Genomic DNA, 22,228 nt, shown 5'->3' with positions numbered 1-22,228 from the left:
GGTTACACCTGCTCCACGCTCACCCGTAATGCGGCCAGGGCTTTGCGGGTTGATCGCAATACCAGTTCGCATTGCTCGATCGTTAATGTTAACGGCGGCTCGATACGGATCGTCTTCGCGTTATTCAGTGTTCCGGCGACCAGCACTCGCTGACGGAACATTTCACTGGCAAAGCTGTAGCCAATCTCATTATCGACAAACTCAATCGCCATCAGCATGCCTTTGCCGCGAACGTCGTGTACCAGATCCGGATATTCACGCGCCAGATGACGGAAACCATCCAGCAACATATCGCCTTTCTGCTCTGCCTGAGCGGGTAAATTTTGCTCCAGCAGGACGTTAATGGTCGCCAGCGCCGCCGCGCATGAGAGCGGGTTGCCACCGAACGTGGTGGTATGCAGGAAAGGATTGTCGAACAGGACGGAGAACACTTCTTCAGTGGCAATGGTCGCGCCAATTGGCATTACGCCACCCCCAAGCGCCTTGGCCAGACACAGAATGTCAGGCTGCACGTTTTCATGTTCGCAGGCGAACATCTTGCCGGTGCGCCCCATGCCGGTTTGCACTTCGTCGAGGATCATCAGCGCGCCAAACTCATCGCAAAGTTTACGTACCGCGGTTAAATACCCTTGCGGCGGCAGGATCACGCCTCCTTCCCCCTGGATTGGCTCCAGAATCACGGCGGCAACATCGTCGCCGGTCTTTTTGCATTCGTTCAGGACGGCGCGCATGGCATCAATATCGCCAAAAGGAACATGGCGGAAGCCCGGCAGCAGCGGCATAAACGGTTTGCGGAAGGTTGATTTAGCGGTGGCAGATAGCGACCCCAGCGATTTACCGTGGAAGGCTCCGCTGGTGGCAATAAATGTAAATTTACCGCGCGGCGATTGATACGCTTTCGCCAGTTTTAGCGCCGCTTCAACCGACTCGGTCCCGCTGTTACTGAAGAAACTGTATTTCAGCTTTCCGGGAGCCAGTGCAGCAAGCGTTTTTGCCAGCATGGCCCGTAATGGGTCAAGTAATTCCTGGCTGTGCAGAGGTTGTTTCGCGAGTTGATTCTGTACGGCGGAGACCACTACTGGATTACGGTGCCCCACGTTGAAAATTCCAAAACCTCCCAGGCAATCGACAAACTCCTGTCCCTGGGTGTCGACAAGCGTATTCAGGCTTCCCGCTTGCCACTCTACGGCTCCGTAATCCCCGCCGGCAGTTACAGATTTTCTATACTCTAAGAACCCCGGATTGACATGCTCTTTGAAGTAATCAATCACCTCTCGGTTTAGTGCTTTCATTTCCTCATGATCAAGCGTTCGCTTCTCGATGAGATTCAGTGCGTGTGCGCTGCAGGCCAGAGCCGATGCGCTGGAAGGTAACCTGTTCAAAATATGCTCCCGGAGCTCGCGTATCACATGATACTGAATTAAGTATTGCAGGGATTGCGCCATCCCGACGCGCTTAACGAAAATCGGGATAAACACCAGGGAAGATCTTGCTTGTACAACATTTAATCTCAAACATTAACATTTGCTGGCATTTTGCCCAGGTTTACGCGCGTAAAACCGACGAGAAAAACGCGTTATTGCGCTAAAAGTGGGCAAAAATTGCACTATTGCAGTGCGCTGAGTGAAGGTGCATTGAATAGTTACGCAATGAAAGTATTTTAAATCAATGAATTAGAAAACATACAAATTTTGAGGTTTAATCGCAAATTGCGATCTAAATCAAATTTAACAACTAAAGTTAAAAAGATTAGCGCCGAAATAACATAAGCCGAAAGAGTTAACAACCAGATAACCTGCACAGGACGCAACCATGTCTTCTCATCCCTACGTTAGTCAGCAAAATACACCGCTGGATGATGATATCACCCTCATGTCGACCACCGATTTACAAAGCTATATCACCCATGCGAACGATACCTTTGTTCAGGTCAGCGGCTATCAGCTGAATGAATTGCTTGCTCAGCCGCACAACCTGGTTCGTCACCCGGACATGCCGAAAGCGGCGTTTGCGGATATGTGGTACACCCTGAAACAGGGGGAACCGTGGAGCGGTATTGTGAAAAACCGGCGGAAGAATGGCGATCACTACTGGGTGAGGGCCAATGCGGTGCCGATGGTGCGGGAAGGACGTGTAACCGGGTATATGTCGATCCGTACCCGGGCGACGGAAGCGGAAATCGCGGCGGTCGAACCTTTATATAAAGCACTCAATGAAGGCCGTTGTCATCGGCGCGTCCATAAGGGGCTGGTGGTACGTAAAGGCTGGTTGGGTAAACTCCCGTCGCTTCCGGTTCGCTGGCGGGTACGCAGTGTCATGGCTTTTATGTTTGTCATCCTGGCAACTGCGCTACAGCAGATGGGCGCTGAATGGCCGCAACTGTTGGTGAGCGCGCTGGTGATGATGCTGGCGACGGTTATTTTCGAATGGCAGATTGTGCGTCCCATTGAGAATGTTGCCCAGCAGGCACTGAAAGTCGCGACCGGTGAGCGCAACAGCGTGACCCATCTTAACCGTAGCGATGAACTGGGTCTGATGCTACGGGCGGTGGGGCAGCTAGGGTTAATGTGCCGTTGGCTTATTCATGACGTGTCGAGTCAGGTCAGCTGTGTGCGTAACGACAGTGAAACGCTGGCGAAAGGCAGCGATGATTTAAACAAGCATACGCAGCAGACGGTAGAAAATGTGCAGGAAACGGTCACCACCATGAATCAGATGGCGGCATCGGTGAAGCAAAACTCTGCGACAGCAGCGGCGGCTGACAAGCTGTCTATTGCCGCCAGCAGCGCAGCGACACAGGGCGGTGAGGCGATGGATACAGTCATTAAAACAATGGACGATATTGCCAACAGCACCCAACGGATCGGCACTATCACGACCCTGATTAACGATATCGCCTTCCAGACAAATATTCTGGCGCTGAATGCGGCGGTTGAAGCGGCCAGGGCTGGTGAACAAGGAAAAGGATTTGCGGTGGTGGCCGGAGAGGTACGCCATCTTGCCAGTCGTAGTGCAAGCGCAGCAAATGACATCCGTAAACTGATTGATGCCAGCGCCGACAAGGTGCAGTCCGGCTCCGATCAGGTTCATGCCGCAGGGCGGACAATGGATGATATTGTGGCGCAGGTCCAGAATGTGACGCAGTTGATTGCTCAAATCAGCCATTCAACGCTGGAGCAGTCAGATGGTCTTTCCAGCCTGACCCGTGCCGTAAATGAGTTGAGCAATATTACGCAGAAAAATGCCGAACTGGTCGAAGAGAGCGCGCAGATTTCAGCAATGGTGAAACATCGTGCCGGTCGCCTAGAAGATGCGGTGACCGTGCTGCATTAATTCTCACCCTATCCCATTTTCCCGCCAAACGCTTATCGTCCCCGGTAGGCGTTTTTGTAATGATTTTGTTAATCATATATTAAATAATACCACTTTGGTATTACGATTCTATTTTCCTTATTCCGTTCTGACCGCGAGTGTCCTGTTTTTAAATATTGTTAAATATCGCTTATATAACGATCGGTCTTGCTTTATTCATCGTCAAAAACTATTTCGTAACATTGATGAAAATTAAAAAACGATCAATATCATAAAGTTAGGTGAGTGTTGACCGATAAGGATATCTGTCTGAAGAAAACTGTCTCCAGGGAGAAAATATGTTCTTGCATAACGTAAAGATTCGCTCGAAATTATTTATCGCGTTTGGTTTGTTTATTGTACTGATGATGGTGAGTTCGGGCCTTTCGCTGTTGAGTCTGGATCGTAGTAACAGTGGGATGCAGAACATCATTACCAATGACTATCCGATTACGGTAAAAGCCAATCTGCTCATTGATAATTTTCAGGAGTTTGTCAGTACTCAACAATTGATGTTATTGGATGAGGAAGGCAAATGGACCCAGGCGTCCCAGAAAAAGCTCGATACCATCAGCCAGCAAATTTCTGCTCTGCTGGATGCGCTGAGTGCTGCACCTCTCAATGATGCATCCAAAAAAATTGTTGCGGATATCCGCGATGTGCGTGAGCAGTATCTGGCTTCCCGATTCCGCATTCTGCAGGCGCTGCAGAATCACGATCGCTCCGGTGCGATGCACGAGATGATGACCCGCACGGTGAATGTGCAGCAGGCGTATAAAGCAAAAGTGCAGGAATTGATCGCCATTGAAGATGCCCAGATGCAGAAGGCGGGCGCTCAGGTGGAATATGATTTCCACACCAATCGCGCGCTGTTGATTACTCTGGCGCTGATAAGCATTGCCGCCGGTTGTGTGATGGGGTGGTATATTGTGCGCTCGATTACCCGACCTCTTAATGAAGCTGTGCAGTTTGCCGAGGCGATTGCGCAGGGCGACCTTACTCGCAACATCAGTATGGAACAGAAGGATGAGACCGGTGTGCTGCTGCAAGCGCTGATGGCAATGAAAACCCGACTGTTAGAGATTGTCGAGGAAGTGCAAAACGGCTCCGAAAATATCTCTGCGGCGGCGGCGCAGATTGTCGCGGGTAATCAGGATTTGGCTGCGCGTACCGAAGAACAGGCAAGCTCGGTAGAACAGACTGCGGCGTCAATGGAACAAATTACCGCGACGGTCAAAACGACGGCAGACCATACCCATGAAGCGACGAAGCTGTCTACGGGAGCGGCGGCGGTGGTGAAAAACAACGGTGAGATGATGAATCAGGTGACGCAGAAAATACGCGTGATTAATGAAACCTCTAACCGTATGTCAGAGATTATCAACCTGATAGATTCGATTGCTTTTCAAACCAATATTTTGGCGCTGAATGCGGCTGTCGAAGCGGCGCGCGCCGGTGAGCATGGACGTGGTTTCGCGGTAGTAGCCGGAGAAGTGCGTCAACTGGCGCAAAAAAGCGCATCGTCTGCCAGTGAGATCCGCAATCTGATTGAAGACTCCACCAGTCAAACCCGGGAAGGACTGGTGCTGGTTGAAAAAGCCAACGCGTTGATCAATGGAATGGTCACTAACGTTGAAGAAATGGATGTGATATTGCGGGAAATTGGTCAGGCCAGCCGCGAGCAGACGGACGGTATTTCGCAGATTAACAGTGCGATTGGCCTGATCGACACCACCACGCAACAGAACTCCTGTCTGGTAGAGGAGTCCGTTGCGGCAGCGGCGTCATTAAACGAACAGGCATTACACTTAAAAGAGATGATTAAAGTGTTCCGCGTACGTAAAGAGGACGCGCAGCCTGCTTAATCAAGCTGGGTGATGTCCAGCGATGCGCGATCGATAATACCGATGATCTTCTTGATTTGCGCTTCGCTGGTGTCACCGTGATTGACCCGCAGATCCAGCACGGCTTTAAAATTCTCCAGTGCTCTTTTCATCTGTGGATTCTTGCGTAATTCAAAGCCGACACAGCGTGCTTTAATACGTTCGTGGATATGTTCCAGATGTTCCTGGTTCTCTTCCAGCCATTGCAGGCCTTGCTCGGTGATTGTGATTTGCTTACGTCCGCCTTCCTCGTCACGGATGGCGATAAGCGACTGATCCTGCAAGAAATCCAGTGTCGGATAAATCACGCCCGGGCTTGGGGTGTAATTACCCTGAGTCAATGTTTCAATGGCTTTGATTAGCTCATAACCGTGACTGGCATCGCGGGTCAAAATATCGAGAATCACCAGCCGTAATTCGCCGTGGCCGAAGAAACGCTGACGTCGACCGCCACCGCCACCGCGACCGTGGCGGTGTCCGCAGCCATGCTCATGGTGGTGTTCTTTGTTACAGCCTTCGTGATGACGTTCTTCACCYTTACAGCARCCTTCGTGCTGGTGTTCCGCATGTTTGCAGCACCCTTCATGATGATCTTGCATCATTCATCTCCCGATGTTGTTTAGATATATCTAATTTATATCTAAACTTTTTCTATTTGCAAGTGTATGCAGGAATATTAATTTAATTTATTGATTTGTATGTCTTTATTTTTTTTGTTTTACGTTTGTGGTGGCTATCCACACTCTATCAAAAAAGTTCTTGCAATATTCTCAATTAGCAATCATTATCATTTAAAATTTATTTAGATATATCTAATTTCTGTCACGAAGGCGAAAAAATGACAAATAACACTCCACGCTATCCACAGCGCGTTCGCAATGAGCTGCGCTTCCGTGAACTGACCGTCCTGCGGGTTGAACGTATCAGCGCGGGTTTCCAGCGCATTGTACTGGGCGGTGACGCTCTGGATGGTTTTAGCTCACATGGTTTTGACGACCACACCAAGGTCTTTTTCCCTGAGCCGGGCAGTCACTTTGTGCCGCCCGTAGTGACGGATGAGGGGATTGTCTGGCCGGAGGGTGTGCGTCCGGTATCCCGTGATTACACGCCGTTGTATGACCAGGCACGCCATGAACTGGCGCTGGATTTTTATATCCACGACGGCGGCGTGGCGAGTACGTGGGCGATGAATGCGCGTGAAGGTGACAAATTGACGATTGGCGGACCGCGTGGCTCGCTGGTGGTACCAGAAGATTATGCGTACCAGGTTTACGTGTGTGATGAATCTGGAATGCCTGCGCTACGTCGTCGGCTGGAGGCGATCGGTCGTTTAGCGGTACGTCCAAACGTGACGGCGCTGGTTAGCGTACACGATGCAGCGTATCAGGATTATTTCGCTCATCTCGATGGTTTTACGATTCAGTGGTTTGTCGGCCATGACGAACAGGCAGTGAATGATCAGCTTTCACAGCTGACCGTACCTGCACAGGATTATTTCATTTGGATAACTGGCGAAGGAAAAGTGGTGAAAAACCTGAGCGCCCGCTTTGCTACTGAGGCTTTCGATCAGCAGTTGGTGCGTGCCGCGGCTTACTGGCATCAACGTCGGAACGTTAATTAATAATGTGACGGTGAAACGCCAAACGCCTGGCGGAATGCATAGCTAAACGCTGCGGTGCTTGAATATCCCACATCGAGCGCCACGGCGGTTACGCTTTTATTTTTCTTCAGCATGAGTACAGACTCCAGAATTCGCATTTTTTGCTTCCAGACGCTGAAGGGTAATCCGGTTTCTTTTTTGAAATGACGCGAAAAGGTACGGGCAGACATACCCAAATGTTGTGCCCAATACTCTACTGAATGTTCCAGCGCCGGTGACGCTTGTATTGTTCGGCACACATGGGTTAATTCACGATCCTGCGGCCAGGGTAATACAAAGGCGACCTCTGGTAATTGCAGAATAATGTCAACCAGCACACTGACCAGTTTGCCTTCTTTTGACTGGCTATCATAATGGCCTGAAATTGAATTCGTGGCGTAATGAATAAACTCTCTGGCGAAATCACTGATCGCCACGACTTTACACTCATGGATACTTTCTTCGAGAAAACCCGGTTTAATATCCAGATTCTCTAAATGCACATCATCCAGCGCCCAAACTGCATGCTCAGTATTATTGGGGATCCAGATGCCGTAATGCGCGGGGATTATCCAGCACTTGCCGGCGACATCAATGCGCATACTGCCTTTGCGGGCAAAATGAAACTGCATAAAAGCGTGTGAGTGCTGCGGAACATGGTGGTTGGCTTCCAGGACATAAGAGCGAAAGTAAACGTCCTGCGGCAGTTCTGCCATGGAATCGTCCGGGAAGGAATTCCAATGTTTTTGCGCGAGAGTTTCCATAAATAAATCGTCAATGCTCCCGGTGGTGTGGCCGCTGTTCGATAGATCTTGTCCGCAAATCATAATACATACATTCTTTTTTCCATAATAATCTTGCGTAATAATTAATAGCCCACTTTTGGTAAATACCATGAACACGCTTTGTTCAGATGCTGTCATCGTCAATGAAACAAATGATAACTGGACCCGAATGGGAAAAGAGCTGCTCCAGCAAGCAGATATTCAGATCAATGGTTCCCGCCCCTGGGACATTCAACTTCATCATGCCGGTTTCTTTAAACGGGTGCTGCAACAAGGCTCCCTGGGGCTTGGCGAAAGCTATATGGAAGGCTGGTGGGACTGTGAACGCCTCGATGTTCTGTTCTGCAAAATTCTGAAAGCAAAACTCGACCAGCAAATGCCGGGAAATCTGAAAGATATATTACGTATTGCCAGCGCCCGCCTGTTTAATTTGCAGTCTCGCAGTCGTGCGTGGATTGTCGGTAAAGAACACTACGATATTGGCAACGATCTCTTTGCACTCATGCTGGATCCCCACATGCAATATTCCTGTGGCTACTGGAAAGAGGCAATCACTTTAGAAGACGCGCAAAACGCCAAATTAAAAATGATTTGCGAGAAGCTGCAACTGAAACCGGGTATGCGTTTACTCGATATTGGTTGTGGCTGGGGCGGGCTGGCCGAATATGCGGCGCGTCATTACGGCGTGGCGGTAGAAGGCGTCACTATCTCGAAAGAGCAGCAAAAAATGGCGCAGCAGCGCTGTGAAGGGCTGGACGTTAATATTCTGCTGCAGGATTATCGCGACCTCGATAAACACTACGATCGTATTGTCTCCGTGGGGATGTTTGAACACGTCGGGCCGAAAAACTACGACACCTATTTCAGCATCGCCGACCGTTGTTTAAAATCGGATGGGCTGTTCCTGTTACATACTATTGGTAGCAATAAAAAAGGGATGAGCGTCGATCCGTGGATCAATAAATATATTTTCCCGAATGGCTGCTTACCGGCGATTTCTCATATTGCTGAAGCGAGCGAGTCGCGATTCGTGATGGAAGACTGGCATAACTTTGGCAGTGACTATGATAAAACGCTGATGGCCTGGCATGCGCGGTTTAATCAGGCGTGGCCGGAGCTGTCATCGCGTTATTCCGCGACTTTCAGAAGGATGTTCAATTATTACCTGTGCGCTTGTGCTGGTGCGTTCCGCGCCAGAGATATTGAGCTGTGGCAAGTACTGTTTAGCCGCGGGGTAGAGGGCGGGATCCGCGTTTATCGTTAACGTTCTGCCGGATGTCGGCGTTGCCTTATCCGGCCTACAAAGCTTTGCACTCGTAGGCCTGATAAGCGCAGCGCATCAGGCACTTATGGCTTATCCCAACTCACTCTCTGCCAGCGCTTTAAACACCATTGCGACGGCGTGCGCGCCGGGGTCCATATTGCCCAGCAGGCTTTCGCCGCTGAGATACGATGCGCGGCCCGCATTGGCTTTGCTCGACAGACAGGTACGTTCTGCGCCTGCCTGTGCGGCGTCAAAAGCGGCTTGCAGGTTTTGCGGTTGTGCCAGCAGAGACGTCAGTGCGGGTTGCAGCGCGTCAATCATCGTACGGTCACCTTCGTCTGCACCACCGTAGAACTTCATCTGCGCCAGGCCCGTATTCAGCGCCTCGGCAACGTTAGCCCCTTGTTCGAGTTTCTGCCCGGCGGCGGTAAAGAAGATGGACATCAGTACGCCGCTGGACCCGCCCATCACCACGGTCAGGCGTTCGCCGATCAGGGCGAACAGCGTGGCAAGGTTATCCAGTGGCAGTCGCTGACGATGCAGCAGGTCAGCGATTTCACGTGCACCAGCGGCAAAAGTTGAACCCGTATCACCATCGCCTACTTTGGCATCCAGCGCGTTGAGGTGTGTTTCCAGATCGGAAAGCGTTCCGGTGACCTGCTCAATAATCCCGGCAACCAGCGTGTTGGCTGAGGGCTGAAATTCGACACGCGCGCTGCGCTGCGATGACGGCACACAGTTGATTTCGCGTGGTGGGACCGGGGTTGGCCAGCTGCTGGTTTCTACTTCGGTTAACAGTGCTTTTTCGATGCTCTCTTCCAGTACGATGGCGGTCAGCGAGAAACCTTTCATATCCAGGGCGGTGACCAGCGAGGCCGGGCCAATCAGCCAGTCGATACGCGGATGCAGTGGGCTGTTTGCCAGTTCCCGAGTGATAATAGCCATTTCAGCAACGGACACGCCGCCCAGGTTATTAATCATTACTGCCAGACGGCCGGTTTCGGGCAGTGCCGCCAGCAGTTTATCCACCATCAAATTCACCACCTGCGCACTGTTTTGCGTGTCGATAACCGAAGCACCCGGTTCGCCGTGAATGCCCATGCCCAGTTCGGCATGGCCCGCATGATGGCGCGGTGCAGCGTCGGTTTCCTGCGGCAGGTGGCAACTGGAAATGGCGACACCCAGGCTGAAGGTGTTACTTGCTGCATACTGCGCTTCACGCAGGACGGTAGCGAGGTTGTAGCCGCGTTCAGCGAAATAGCCTGCCACTTTATGAACCAGGATAGTGCCCGCAATCCCGCGAGGATGCTTGTTATCCGGCAGGGAGATATCGTCGCCGACAATCAGCATTTCGACGTTATAGCCAAGGCGACGGGCTTTCTCGGCGGCGAGACCGAAATTAAGACGATCGCCGGTGTAATTTTTCACGATCAATAAACAGCCCGCCTCACCGGTCACCGCCTGAATGGCGGTCAGTACCGCATCCACGCTCGGGGAGGCGAAAACGTCGCCGCAAACCGCAGCGGTTAGCATACCTTTACCGATAAACCCAACGTGCGCGGGTTCGTGCCCTGAACCGCCGCCGGAAATGACCGCCACGTTATCTTTGTTGAGATCGCGACGTACCACGATGCGAATAGCCGGATCGCTTTCCAGACGCGCCAGATTGTTCCACGGACTGGTGATAATCGTACCGTCGATGACGTCGTTAACGAGTTGGGTACGCTGATTAAAAAAGAATTGAGACATAACGGCTCCTCGAGGTTGAGTGTAAGACAAACCCCCGAATGCATTGTCATGGTGCGGAGGCGATGGGGAGATTCTGGCGGAGTCAGCGTGGAAAAAAACAGCGGCAAAATGAGTTTCATTACGGAACGTAATTGTTATTTTTTGTTCCGTAATGGAACGCATTTGTGAGATGAACGATCACAATGCGAGCCCGCTCGACTTTTTTATCGCCTTTTCAATGCTGGCCACACCGCACAGTAAACGTTTTGTTACTGCTTTTAACGGCGTCAGAGAGGGGCAAAGGGAATTTGATTTTCGCGTTCTGCAAGGATTTGTCGGAAAATGAACGGATCGGGATCGCAAACCTTAGTATTTTCAGGGTTAACCGTTTCAATATGGAACGCATGTCATTTTTATCTGTTTCATATCAGAACAAAAAGACGAATGATTTTTTTGTTCCCGCCTCGCCATACAGTTATTGCATCGCTCCGGTCTCCCGTTTTCGCCGTTCGCAATAGGCTAAACAGGTTAACGCCAGGGCTCACCATGTAAAAACATGTACTTATTTGAGGATGAAAGGAATGCTAAAAGTTATTCAATCTCCAGCCAAATATCTCCAGGGTCCTGACGCTTCTACCTTATTTGGTCAATACGCTAAAAATCTGGCAGACAGCTTTTTCGTGATTGCAGATGACTTCGTCATGAAACTGGCGGGAGACAAAGTACTCAATGGCCTGCACAGCCACGGCATTAGTTGCCACGCGGAACGCTTCAATGGCGAATGCAGCCATGTTGAAATTAATCGCCTGATTGCCATTCTGAAGCAGCACGGTTGCCGTGGTGTGGTTGGGATTGGCGGTGGGAAAACGCTGGATACAGCCAAAGCGATCGGTTACTACCAGAAACTGCCGGTGGTGGTGATCCCAACTATCGCCTCAACTGATGCGCCAACCAGTGCGCTGTCTGTTATCTATACCGAAGCCGGTGAGTTCGAAGAATATCTGATCTACCCGAAAAACCCGGATATGGTTGTCATGGATACGGCAATTATCGCCAAAGCGCCGGTACGTCTGCTGGTAGCCGGGATGGGCGATGCGCTCTCGACCTGGTTTGAAGCAAAAGCGTGTTTTGATGCCAGAGCGACCAGCATGGCGGGAGGACAGTCCACGGCGGCGGCCCTGAGCCTGGCGCGCTTGTGCTATGATACGTTGCTGGCAGAAGGTGAAAAGGCTCGCCTGGCGGCGCAAGCTGGCGTGGTGACCGATGCTCTGGAACGTATCGTGGAAGCGAATACCTATCTCAGCGGCATCGGCTTTGAAAGCAGTGGTCTTGCGGGTGCACACGCCATCCATAATGGCTTCACCATTCTGGAAGAGTGTCACCATTTGTACCACGGTGAAAAAGTGGCGTTTGGTACGCTGGCGCAACTGGTGCTGCAGAACAGCCCGATGGAAGAGATCGAAACGGTGCTGAATTTCTGCCAGAAAGTAGATCTGCCGGTAACGCTGGCGCAAATGGGCGTGAAAGACGGCATCGACGCTAAGATTATGGCCGTTGCGAAAGCCACCTGCGCGGAAGGTGAAACCATTCACAATATGCCGTTCCCGGTGACGCCTGAAAGCGTCCATGCCGCTATTCTGACGGCAGACCTGCTGGGACAGCAGTGGCTGGCACGTTAATCAGACGTCGGTAAGCCTTTTATTTGGCATCTTCTCCCCCTCTGGCAGTCTCTGCCGGAGGGGTTGTCTATGGTAAAACAGCGGAAATGGATATGACGGCGCACACTCATGGCATAGGGAAGGAAGTCTCTTCGGTCATTGCTCAGTCATGGCATCGTTGCAGCAAGTTTATGCAGCGGGAAACCTGGCAGGCACCGCATCAGGCACAGGGACTGACTTTTGCGTCGATTTGTCGCCGTAAGACTGCGCTACTGACGATTGGACAGGCTGCGCTGGAAGATGCCTGGGAGTTTATGGATGGACGTCCGTGCGCGCTGCTGATTCTGGATGAATCGGCTTGTATTCTCAGCCGGTGCGGCGATCCGCAGACGGTGGAACAGCTGGCGGAGCTTGGCTTTCGTGACGGTAGCTACTGCGCGGAAAGCATTATCGGCAGTTGTGCGCTATCGCTGGCAACGATGCCAGGGCAGCCGACAAAAACCTCTGGCGATCAGCATTTTAAGCAGGCGCTGCATCCGTGGTCGTTCTGCTCGACGCCGGTCTTCGATAACCATGGTCGACTGTTTGGCTCTATTTCCTTGTGCTGTCTGGTAGAGCATGAGTGCGTTTCTGATTTGTCCCTGACGCTGGCGATTGCCAGAGAAGTCGGCAACTCTTTGCTGACTGATAGCCTGCTGGCCGAATCTAACCGCCATCTGAATCAGATGTACGGACTGCTGGAAAGCATGGATGATGGCGTGATGGCGTGGAACGAGCAGGGCGTTCTGCAATTTCTTAATGCCCGTGCCGCTTTGCTTTTACATCTGGATGCACAGGCCAGCCAGGGTAAAAACATTAATGACTTGCTCAATCTGCCCATGCTGCTGCGCCGGGCGATAAAACATGCCCGCGGCCTGAATCACGTCGAAGTCACCTTTGAAAGTCAGCATCAGTTTGTTGATGCCGTCATTACCCTGAAGCCGATTGTTGAAGAGCAGGGCAACAGCTTTATTCTGCTGCTGCACCCGGTCGAACAAATGCGCCAACTGATGACCAGCCAGCTCGGAAAAGTCAGCCACACCTTTGAACAGATGTCGACGGATGACCCGGAAACCCGTCGGCTGATCCATTTTGGTCGCCAGGCGGCGAGAGGGAGTTTCCCTATTCTGTTGTGTGGTGAAGAGGGAGTGGGTAAAGAGCTATTGAGCCAGGCTATTCACAATGAAAGTGAACGTGCCAGCGGGCCGTATATCGCCGTGAACTGCCAACTGTATGCCAACAGCGTGCTGGGGCAGGATTTTATGGGCAGTGCGCCAACCGATGATGAAAACGGTCGGCTGAGCCGCCTTGAACTGGCGAACGGCGGTACGCTGTTTCTGGAAAAAATTGAGTATCTGGCTCCAGAGTTGCAATCCGCGTTGTTGCAGGTTATCAAGCAGGGCGTATTGACCCGCCTTGATGCCCGCCGCCTGATCCCGGTAGATGTCAAAGTGATTGCTACTACCACGGTTGATCTCGCCAACCTGGTGGAGCAAAACCGCTTTAGCCGCCAACTGTATTACGCGTTACACTCCTTTGAAATTGTTATTCCACCGCTGCGGGCACGGCGTAACAGCATTCCGGCGCTGATTCATACACGCTTAAATAGCCTGAAAAAACGCTTTTCATCCAGCCTGAAGCTGGACGATGACGCGCTGGCGCAACTGGTGGCCTACTCGTGGCCGGGCAATGATTTTGAACTCAACAGCATTATCGAAAATATCGCCATTAGTAGCGACAATGGCCATATTCGCCTGAGTAATCTGCCGGATTATCTGTTTGCCGAACGTCCGGGTCTGGAAGCAGCATCTTCACTGCTGCCAGCCAGCCTGACGTTTACCGCCATCGAAAAAGAGGCGATTATCCATGCCGCCCGCGTCACCAGCGGACGTGTGCAGGAAATGTCGCAACTGTTGAATATTGGCCGCACCACCTTGTGGCGCAAGATGAAGCAGTACGACATCGATGCCAGCCAGTTTAAGCGCAAACATCTGGAGTAGTTTCTTCGATTCTGGCCATCGAAAACAGCGCATCTGACAGACGATTGATGTAACGCTTAAGCTCATCACGCAGCGTCAACGTTCTGCCCATGGTGATGAGGAGTCGCTCCAGCCGACGCGCCAGCGTGCGCGCAACGTGTAGCTGTGCCGATGCGAGGTTTTTCCCCGGAATAACAAACTCTTTTAGCGGACCGCTTTGCGTCATATTGCGATCAATAAGCTGCTCCAGCGCCTGAATATCCTCGGGACTGATCGTCTGCGTTAAGCGAGCAAGACCCTTCTCATCGCTGGCAAGTTCCGCGCCGAGCACAAACAGCGTCTTCTGGATGGTATGTAAATCCTGGCGAAGCTCTGTCAGGCGCGTGCTGGCGTAGCAGACGCCAAGCTGGGAAATCAGTTCGTCCACGGTGCCATAGGCATTCACGCGGATATCGTCTTTGTCGATACGGCTGCCGCCAAACAGCGCGGTTGTGCCCTTATCACCAGTGCGGGTATAGATACGGTACATTTATGTTATCTCGCTGAAAGGAAGCACTTTGACCAGTTGACCAGCATTGGCACCAAGCGTGCGGATCTGCGCCATTCCGGCGGCGATATGACCACGGATCAGCGCCCGATCCTCGGGCAACTGGGCGTGGGTTAAAGCAATATCACCCGTGGCGTTAAGACCAAGACCGACACGCAGCGTGGAGCTTTTGGCCGCAAGTTTGCTCAACGCCAGCGCACAGTCATTCTCGTCGCAACAGATTGCCCGGCAAGGGACGCCTTGCTCTTCCAGTCCCCAGCACAGTTCATCAAGCGCGCGGGTATCCTGCCAGCGTGGGTGATAAAACAGATGTACGCCCGGTGATGAAAGTGACATTGCGCCCCCTTTGGATTAGAAAGCCTGACGGAAGATCTCGGCAATTTCTTTCTCGTTCCCTTTGCGCGGGTTAGAGAAGGCGTTGCCGTCCTTCAGCGCCATTTCCGCCATGTACGGGAAATCGGCTTCTTTGACGCCCAGATCGCGCAGATGCTGCGGAATGCCGATATCAGCGGAGAGACGGGCGATGGCGTGAATGGCCAGCTCAGCGGCATCCATGGTTGACAGCCCGTCGGTGTTCTCGCCCATAAACTCAGCGATATCGGCAAATTTTTCCGGGTTAGCGATGAGGTTATAACGGGCTACGTGTGGCAGCAATACCGCATTTGCCACGCCGTGCGGCATGTCGTACAGACCACCGAGCTGGTGTGCCATCGCATGAACATAGCCGAGATTGGCGTTGTTGAAGGCCATACCCGCCAGCAGCGAAGCATAGGCCATATTTTCACGGGCTTTCAGGTTGCTGCCCAGCGCCACAGCCTGACGTAAATTACGCGCGATCAGGCGGATCGCCTGGATAGCGGCGGCGTCGGTGACCGGGTTGGCATCTTTGGAAATATAGGCTTCCACGGCGTGGGTCAGGGCGTCCATCCCGGTGGCGGCGGTCAGCGGGGTGGGTTTGCCGAGCATCAGCAGCGGGTCATTAATGGAAACCGACGGCAGGTTACGCCAGCTGACGATCACGAATTTCACTTTGGTTTTGGTATTGGTCAGCACGCAGTGGCGGGTGACTTCGCTGGCCGTACCGGCAGTGGTATTCACCGCGACAATCGGCGGCAGCGGGTTGGTCAGGGTTTCAATCCCGGCATAGCTGTAGAGATCGCCTTCGTGCGTGGCTGCGATACCGATACCTTTACCGCAGTCATGCGGGCTACCGCCGCCGACAGTAACGATGATATCGCACTGCTCTTTACGAAAGACCTCCAGACCGTCGCGCACGTTGGTATCTTTAGGGTTCGGCTCTACGCCGTCAAATACGACCACCTCAATCCCGGCTTCACGCAGATGTGCCAGCGTTTTATCTACCGCACCGTCTTTTATCGCCCGCAGACCTTTATCGGTGACCAGCAGCGCTTTTTTACCGCCTAACAGTTTGCAGCGTTCGCCGACAACGGAAATAGCATTTGGGCCAAAAAAGTTAACATTCGGCACAAGGTAATCAAACATACGATAGCTCATAATATACCTTCTTAGATTTAAATTATAATTCAGAGAAACAATTCAATGCGGTCTCAGCCAATAATCTATCTTGTTCTACAGTGCCGCCGCTAACGCCGACGGCACCAATTAATTGACCGTCAAATATAACAGGTAAACCGCCACCAAAAATAACGATTCGCTGTTGGTTGGTGAGCTGTAAACCATATAGAGAAGCACCTGGTTGTACTGCATCGGTAATTTCATGGGTGCCCTGCCGCAGACAGCAGGCGGTCCAGGCTTTATTGAGAGAAATATCACAACTGGTGACAAATGCCTCGTCCATGCGCTGCATCAGTAGCGTGTTTCCGCCGTGGTCGACCACGGAAAAGACCACCGGAACGTTGATTTCAATCGCTTTTGCCTCGACGGCAGTCGCCATTTTCTTTGCGGCCGCCAGCGTAATGGTGGCGATTTGTTGGCTCTTATTCACAGTATCTCCTGACAAGGTTGTAGGGCTGAGGTCGCAAAAAATATCGCGCTACAGCTATTTTTTCTCATTGGGTTTTCTGTATTTTCTCGCGACGCGTTATTAAGTCAATAGTGTGGATTTTTCTAAAATATTAATTTAATTCCCTGCGTTCGGCATTTGTTGATAATGATCATTTAAGCGCGTCACAATTCTTTATGGATATTCCTGTTGACCGTTTCAATATGAAACGCTGACATTTAAATATGTATCAAATTGGAACGTAATTAATTTTATTTTTTTTTCGGCCTGCTCATTTAAAGTTCGGCTATTGCTGATAAAGGCGATTGCTGGGGGGATAGAGCACCAGCGATACAGCCTGGCGTCCCTATTCTTTATCTTTTGAGTCTATAAACTATGAGAAGATCAAAACGATTCGAAGTTCTTGCGAAGCGCCCTGTAAATCAGGATGGGCTTATTGGCGAATGGCCGGAAGAAGGTCTGATCGCCATGGAAAGTCCCTACGATCCAGCCTCTTCTGTGAAGGTGGAAAAGGGTCGTATCGTTGAACTGGACGGCAAGCGCCGCGCCGAGTTCGACATGATTGACCGCTTTATTGCCGACTACGCGATAAACGTGGCTGAAACCGAGCGTGCCATGCAGCTCGACGCACTGGAGATCGCCAGAATGCTGGTGGATATCCACGTCAGTCGCGAAGAGATCATTGCTATTACCACCGCTATTACCCCGGCGAAAGCGGTGGAGGTGATGGCGAAAATGAACGTGGTAGAGATGATGATGGCGCTGCAAAAAATGCGCGCCCGACGCACCCCCTCTAACCAGTGCCACGTGACCAACCTGAAAGATAATCCGGTGCAGATTGCCGCCGATGCCGCTGAAGCGGGGATTCGTGGTTTTTCCGAGCAGGAAACGACGGTCGGGATTGCCCGCTATGCGCCGTTTAACGCCCTTGCGTTGTTGGTCGGTTCTCAGTGTGGTCGCCCTGGCGTACTGACACAATGCTCTGTTGAAGAGGCTACTGAGCTGGAGCTGGGAATGCGTGGGTTAACCAGCTACGCCGAAACGGTGTCGGTCTACGGAACGGAATCGGTATTCACTGACGGCGACGATACGCCATGGTCAAAAGCGTTTCTCGCCTCGGCCTATGCGTCCCGCGGCCTGAAGATGCGCTATACCTCCGGTACCGGTTCGGAAGCCTTGATGGGCTATTCCGAAAGTAAATCGATGCTGTACCTGGAGTCGCGCTGCATTTTTATCACCAAAGGCGCGGGTGTACAGGGGCTGCAAAACGGCGCGGTTAGCTGTATCGGGATGACGGGCGCAGTGCCGTCGGGGATCCGCGCGGTACTGGCGGAAAACCTGATTGCGTCGATGCTCGACCTTGAAGTGGCCTCGGCTAATGACCAGACCTTCTCACACTCCGATATTCGCCGTACCGCCCGCACCCTGATGCAGATGCTGCCCGGCACCGACTTTATCTTCTCTGGCTATAGCGCCGTCCCCAATTACGACAACATGTTTGCCGGTTCTAACTTCGATGCTGAAGACTTCGATGATTACAACATACTGCAACGTGACCTGATGGTTGACGGCGGCCTGCGCCCGGTAACCGAAGAAGAAACCATCGCTATCCGTAACAAGGCGGCGCGGGCTATCCAGGCGGTATTCCGCGAACTGGGCCTGCCGACTATCAGTGATGAGGAAGTGGAGGCTGCCACCTACGCTCACGGCAGCAAAGACATGCCTGCGCGCAATGTGGTGGAAGATCTGGCGGCAGTGGAAGAGATGATGAAGCGCAACATTACCGGGCTGGATATCGTCGGGGCGCTAAGCGGTAGCGGATTTGAAGATATCGCCAGCAATATTCTCAATATGTTGAGACAGCGCGTGACTGGTGATTACCTGCAAACATCGGCCATTCTGGATCGTCAGTTCGACGTGGTCAGCGCCGTGAATGACATCAATGATTATCAGGGACCTGGCACCGGCTATCGCATCAGTGCCGAACGCTGGGCAGAAATTAAAAATATTGCGGGCGTGGTTCAGCCCAGCTCGATTGAATAAGGCGGTACACCGTGGAATGCACAACTGAACGTAAGCCCGTTTTTACCTTGCAGGTCAGTGAAGGCGAGGCGGCAAAAGCAGACGATCGCGCTGATGAAGTGGTGATTGGCGTCGGGCCGGCCTTTGGCAAGCACCAGCATAAAACCCTGATTGATATGCCGCACAACGCGATTCTGAAAGAGCTGGTGGCAGGGATTGAAGAAGAGGGGCTGCATGCGCGAGTGGTGAGAATTCTGCGCACCTCTGATGTCTCTTTTATGGCGTGGGATGCGGCGAACCTCAGTGGCTCCGGCATCGGGATTGGTATTCAGTCAAAGGGAACCACAGTTATTCATCAGCGTGATTTACTGCCCCTGAGTAACCTTGAACTCTTCTCTCAGGCCCCGCTGCTGACGCTGGAAACCTATCGCCAGATTGGAAAGAACGCTGCGCGCTATGCACGCAAAGAGTCGCCCTCGCCGGTTCCGGTGGTCAATGACCAGATGGTGCGCCCCAAATTTATGGCCAAAGCCGCGCTGTTTCACATTAAAGAAACCAAGCATGTGGTGCAGGATGCTGCGCCTGTCACGCTGCATATTGCATTAGTAAGGGAATGACAATGAACGACAACATCATGACCGCGCAGGATTATCCTTTAGCTACCCGCTGCCCGGAGAAAATCCTGACCCCCACCGGGAAACCGCTAACCGATATCACCCTTGAGAATGTGCTGGCGGGACATGTAGGGCCGCAGGATGTGCGTATTTCTCAGCAAACGCTGGAGTATCAGGCGCAGATTGCCGAACAGATGCAACGTCACGCCGTGGCGCGCAACTTCCGCCGCGCGGCCGAACTGATTGCCATCCCGGATACCCGCATTCTGGAAATCTACAACGCGCTACGTCCGTTTCGCTCTTCATTCGCGGAGCTACAGGCGATCGCTGATGAGCTGGAACATACCTGGCACGCGACGGTGAACGCCGGATTTGTGCGTGAGTCGGCAGAGGTGTATCAGCAGAGAAACAAGCTGCGTAAAGGCAGCCAGTGACGGAGGGAATATGCCGTTAATCGCAGGGATTGATATCGGCAACGCCACCACGGAAGTGGCGTTGGCGCAGCATGATCGGTTTATCGCCAGCGGGATTGTCGCGACCACGGGCATGAAAGGAACGCGGGACAATATTGCCGGGGTGGTCGCTTCCCTGCAGCAGGCGCTGGAAAAAACGCCATGGTCGCTTAAAGATGTGGCGAAAATCTGTATCAATGAAGCCGCACCGGTGATTGGCGATGTGGCGATGGAAACCATCACGGAAACCATCATTACCGAATCAACGATGATAGGGCATAACCCACAAACGCCCGGCGGCGTTGGCGTGGGAATGGGAACCACCATTGCTGTGGAGAAGCTGGCGGCATTGAGTGAGGATCGATTTGCTCAGGGCTGGATCCCATTGGTGGGTGAGGCAATGGATTTCCTTGAGGCGGTTTGGTTTATCAATGAAGCGCTGGATCGCGGAATCAACGTGGTGGCGGCGATCCTGAAAAAAGATGATGGCGTGCTGGTGAACAATCGTCTGCGGCGAACTATGCCGGTGGTTGATGAAGTCACGCTGCTGGAAAAAGTGCCGGAGGGGGTGTTGGCGGCGGTCGAAGTCGCGGCCGCGGGCCAGGTTGTTCGTGCGCTGTCTAACCCCTACGGCATCGCCACGTTCTTTGCCCTGACGCCGGAGGAAACGCAAACCATCGTCCCTATTGCCAGAGCGCTGATTGGTAACCGCTCCGCCGTGGTGCTGAAAACGCCGCAGGGTGATGTGCAATCAAGAGTGATCCCGGCGGGTAAGATCTTTATCCGTGGTGAAAAGCGTGGCGGTGAAGCCGACGTAGCGCAAGGTGCGCAGGCCATTATGCAGGCGATGAACGCCTGCGCGCCCGTGCGCGATATTGGTGGGGAAGCTGGTACGCACGCAGGCGGCATGCTGGAGCGAGTGCGAAAGGTGATGGCCTCGCTGACTGGTCATGATATGAACGCGGTGCATATTCAGGATCTGTTGGCGGTTGATACGTTTATTCCGCGCAAGGTGCAGGGCGGCATCGCCGGGGAGTGTTCGATGGAAAATGCTGTCGGCATTGCGGCGATGGTGAAATCCGATCGTTTACAAATGCAGGCTATTGCCAGCGAGTTGAGCGCGCGATTAAACACCTCCGTTGAAGTAGGAGGGGTAGAGGCCAATATGGCCGTGACAGGTGCGTTAACGACGCCTGGATGTGCTGCACCGCTGGCGATCCTCGATTTAGGCGCAGGTTCCACTGATGCAGCCATCATCAATAGAGAAGGGACAGTAAAGGCGGTACATCTGGCCGGTGCGGGTAATATGGTCAGCCTGTTGATTCAGACGGAGCTGGGTCTGAGCGATCCGTTTCTGGCCGAGGAAATAAAAAAATACCCGCTGGCGAAAGTAGAGAGCCTGTTCAGTATTCGTCATGAGAACGGTGCGGTGGAGTTTTTCCGCGAACCGCTCAGCCCATCAGTATTCGCCAAAGTGGTGTATCTGAAAGGTGGCGAGCTGATCCCGATAGATAACCAGACTTCGCTGGAAAAAATTCGTCTGGTGCGACGTCAGGCCAAAGAGAAGGTTTTTGTGACCAACTGCCTGCGTGCATTGCGCCAGGTGTCTCCCGGCGGATCCATTCGCGATATCTCTTTCGTGGTGCTGGTGGGCGGTTCCTCGTTGGATTTCGAAATCCCACAGATGATTACCGACGCGCTGGCACATTACGGGGTTGTCGCCGGACAGGGCAACATTCGTGGTACCGAAGGGCCGCGTAATGCGGTGGCAACCGGGCTGGTTTTGGCCGGAATGGCGAATTAATCGTGCAGAAAACAGCCGCCGCAAGCGTTTAGCTGCGGGGTAAATCAAATAAAGGCAACGTTCTCTTTGATATCCCGGCGGAGTTGGGTACATAGTATAAATGTGTCTCTCACGTGGTTAATTTTAAGGATAAGAGCATGCCAACAGCAATTGAGAAAGCATTGGATTTTATTGGTGGTATGAACACTTCGGCGTCAGTACCCCATTCAATGGATGAAAGTACCGCTAAGGGAATCCTAAAGTATTTGCATGACTTAGGTGTGCCAGCGAGTCCGGAAGTTGTAATGGCACGGGGTGAGCAGGAGGGATGGAATCCTGAGTTCACGAAAAAAGTAGCCGGATGGGCAGAAAAAGTCGCCTCCGGTAACCGTATCCTTATCAAGAACCCAGAGTATTTTTCAACCTATATGCAGGAGCAGCTCAAAGAACTCGTGTGAGCTGACTATCGAATAACACGCTAACGGACGTTTCCATCTCGG

19 protein-coding genes are annotated in these 22,228 nt (G+C 52.4%); 11 read left to right on the top strand and 8 right to left on the bottom strand.

The features are described from left to right. Positions 1–2 precede the first annotated feature (2 nt). Complete coding sequence (ygjG, locus tag JTI85_RS19140) at positions 3–1,382, bottom strand: putrescine aminotransferase (RefSeq protein WP_219351907.1); 1,380 nt, start codon at positions 1,380–1,382, stop codon at positions 3–5. 430 nt (positions 1,383–1,812) lie between these two features. Here ygjG and JTI85_RS19135 point away from each other — a divergent pair, with 430 nt between their 5' ends. Beyond that, complete coding sequence (locus tag JTI85_RS19135) at positions 1,813–3,333, top strand: PAS domain-containing methyl-accepting chemotaxis protein (RefSeq protein ID WP_048213331.1); 1,521 nt, start codon at positions 1,813–1,815, stop codon at positions 3,331–3,333. A gap of 317 nt (positions 3,334–3,650) precedes the next feature. Beyond that, positions 3,651–5,216 carry a methyl-accepting chemotaxis protein gene (locus JTI85_RS19130; protein ID WP_048213330.1) on the top strand — a complete coding sequence of 522 codons (1,566 nt, stop codon included), beginning with the start codon at positions 3,651–3,653 and terminating at the stop codon, positions 5,214–5,216. Here JTI85_RS19130 and JTI85_RS19125 read toward each other — a convergent pair. Next, positions 5,213–5,833 (bottom strand): PadR family transcriptional regulator, encoded by a 621-nt coding sequence (locus JTI85_RS19125; protein ID WP_124021455.1) that lies wholly within the window; start codon positions 5,831–5,833, stop codon positions 5,213–5,215. The two genes, JTI85_RS19130 and JTI85_RS19125, sit on opposite strands and share 4 nt — an antisense overlap. A gap of 239 nt (positions 5,834–6,072) precedes the next feature. Between JTI85_RS19125 and JTI85_RS19120 the strand changes: the two genes are divergently transcribed. After that, positions 6,073–6,855 (top strand): siderophore-interacting protein, encoded by a 783-nt coding sequence (locus tag JTI85_RS19120; RefSeq protein ID WP_115601434.1) that lies wholly within the window; start codon positions 6,073–6,075, stop codon positions 6,853–6,855. On the opposite strand, the gene JTI85_RS19115 is transcribed toward JTI85_RS19120, so the two are convergent. Then, positions 6,852–7,700: an AraC family transcriptional regulator gene (locus tag JTI85_RS19115; protein ID WP_040230561.1), complete on the bottom strand. Its 849-nt coding sequence runs from the start codon at positions 7,698–7,700 to the stop codon at positions 6,852–6,854. The genes JTI85_RS19120 and JTI85_RS19115 overlap by 4 nt on opposite strands. Positions 7,701–7,767: 67 nt before the next feature. Here JTI85_RS19115 and cfa point away from each other — a divergent pair, with 67 nt between their 5' ends. Beyond that, positions 7,768–8,922, top strand: a complete 1,155-nt coding sequence (gene cfa, locus JTI85_RS19110; protein ID WP_219351905.1) for a cyclopropane fatty acyl phospholipid synthase — start codon at positions 7,768–7,770, stop codon at positions 8,920–8,922. 90 nt (positions 8,923–9,012) lie between these two features. Here cfa and JTI85_RS19105 read toward each other — a convergent pair whose 3' ends face one another. Next, complete coding sequence (locus JTI85_RS19105) at positions 9,013–10,671, bottom strand: glycerone kinase (RefSeq protein WP_048213326.1); 1,659 nt, start codon at positions 10,669–10,671, stop codon at positions 9,013–9,015. A gap of 560 nt (positions 10,672–11,231) precedes the next feature. Here JTI85_RS19105 and JTI85_RS19100 point away from each other — a divergent pair. Both JTI85_RS19100 and dhaR read left to right on the top strand, forming a co-directional pair. Then, positions 11,232–12,329 carry a glycerol dehydrogenase gene (locus tag JTI85_RS19100; RefSeq protein ID WP_005131422.1) on the top strand — a complete coding sequence of 366 codons (1,098 nt, stop codon included), beginning with the start codon at positions 11,232–11,234 and terminating at the stop codon, positions 12,327–12,329. A gap of 92 nt (positions 12,330–12,421) precedes the next feature. Next, positions 12,422–14,347 carry a dihydroxyacetone kinase operon transcriptional regulator DhaR gene (gene dhaR / locus JTI85_RS19095; protein ID WP_048213505.1) on the top strand — a complete coding sequence of 642 codons (1,926 nt, stop codon included), beginning with the start codon at positions 12,422–12,424 and terminating at the stop codon, positions 14,345–14,347. Here the strand turns inward: dhaR and JTI85_RS19090 are convergent. Genes JTI85_RS19090 through JTI85_RS19075 form a run of 4 tightly spaced genes read right to left on the bottom strand, consistent with a single transcriptional unit; the run spans position 14,325 to position 16,839 of the window. Then, positions 14,325–14,855 carry a cob(I)yrinic acid a,c-diamide adenosyltransferase gene (locus tag JTI85_RS19090; protein WP_061068651.1) on the bottom strand — a complete coding sequence of 177 codons (531 nt, stop codon included), beginning with the start codon at positions 14,853–14,855 and terminating at the stop codon, positions 14,325–14,327. The genes dhaR and JTI85_RS19090 overlap by 23 nt on opposite strands. Next, positions 14,856–15,209, bottom strand: a complete 354-nt coding sequence (locus tag JTI85_RS19085; protein WP_172742105.1) for a glycerol dehydratase reactivase beta/small subunit family protein — start codon at positions 15,207–15,209, stop codon at positions 14,856–14,858. A gap of 15 nt (positions 15,210–15,224) precedes the next feature. Next, positions 15,225–16,388, bottom strand: coding sequence for a 1,3-propanediol dehydrogenase (gene dhaT / locus JTI85_RS19080; protein ID WP_219351903.1), 1,164 nt, complete (start codon positions 16,386–16,388; stop codon positions 15,225–15,227). 22 nt (positions 16,389–16,410) lie between these two features. Then, the gene (locus JTI85_RS19075; protein ID WP_199962953.1) at positions 16,411–16,839 is read right to left on the bottom strand and encodes a heme-binding protein; all 429 of its coding nucleotides are present in this window, start codon (positions 16,837–16,839) and stop codon (positions 16,411–16,413) included. Positions 16,840–17,232: 393 nt separating this feature from the next. Between JTI85_RS19075 and JTI85_RS19070 the strand changes: the two genes are divergently transcribed. The 5 genes from JTI85_RS19070 (at position 17,233) to JTI85_RS19050 (ending at position 22,186) form a co-directional block, all read left to right on the top strand. Then, complete coding sequence (locus JTI85_RS19070) at positions 17,233–18,900, top strand: propanediol/glycerol family dehydratase large subunit (protein WP_061068648.1); 1,668 nt, start codon at positions 17,233–17,235, stop codon at positions 18,898–18,900. An 11-nt stretch (positions 18,901–18,911) separates the two neighbouring features. Continuing rightward, positions 18,912–19,496, top strand: coding sequence for a propanediol/glycerol family dehydratase medium subunit (locus JTI85_RS19065; protein WP_040230555.1), 585 nt, complete (start codon positions 18,912–18,914; stop codon positions 19,494–19,496). A gap of 2 nt (positions 19,497–19,498) precedes the next feature. Beyond that, complete coding sequence (locus JTI85_RS19060) at positions 19,499–19,927, top strand: glycerol dehydratase small subunit DhaB3 (RefSeq protein WP_005131409.1); 429 nt, start codon at positions 19,499–19,501, stop codon at positions 19,925–19,927. A gap of 10 nt (positions 19,928–19,937) precedes the next feature. Next, positions 19,938–21,749 carry a diol dehydratase reactivase subunit alpha gene (locus tag JTI85_RS19055; RefSeq protein WP_219351901.1) on the top strand — a complete coding sequence of 604 codons (1,812 nt, stop codon included), beginning with the start codon at positions 19,938–19,940 and terminating at the stop codon, positions 21,747–21,749. A gap of 113 nt (positions 21,750–21,862) precedes the next feature. Further along, positions 21,863–22,186: a DUF1889 family protein gene (locus JTI85_RS19050; RefSeq protein ID WP_001573898.1), complete on the top strand. Its 324-nt coding sequence runs from the start codon at positions 21,863–21,865 to the stop codon at positions 22,184–22,186. Positions 22,187–22,228: the final 42 nt, after the last annotated feature.

Source organism: Citrobacter sp. Colony219, from assembly GCF_019382635.1.
Lineage (GTDB): Bacteria > Pseudomonadota > Gammaproteobacteria > Enterobacterales > Enterobacteriaceae > Citrobacter > Citrobacter youngae.
Note: the sequence above shows the minus strand (reverse complement) of the source record. Positions and strands in the feature narration are given on the sequence as shown.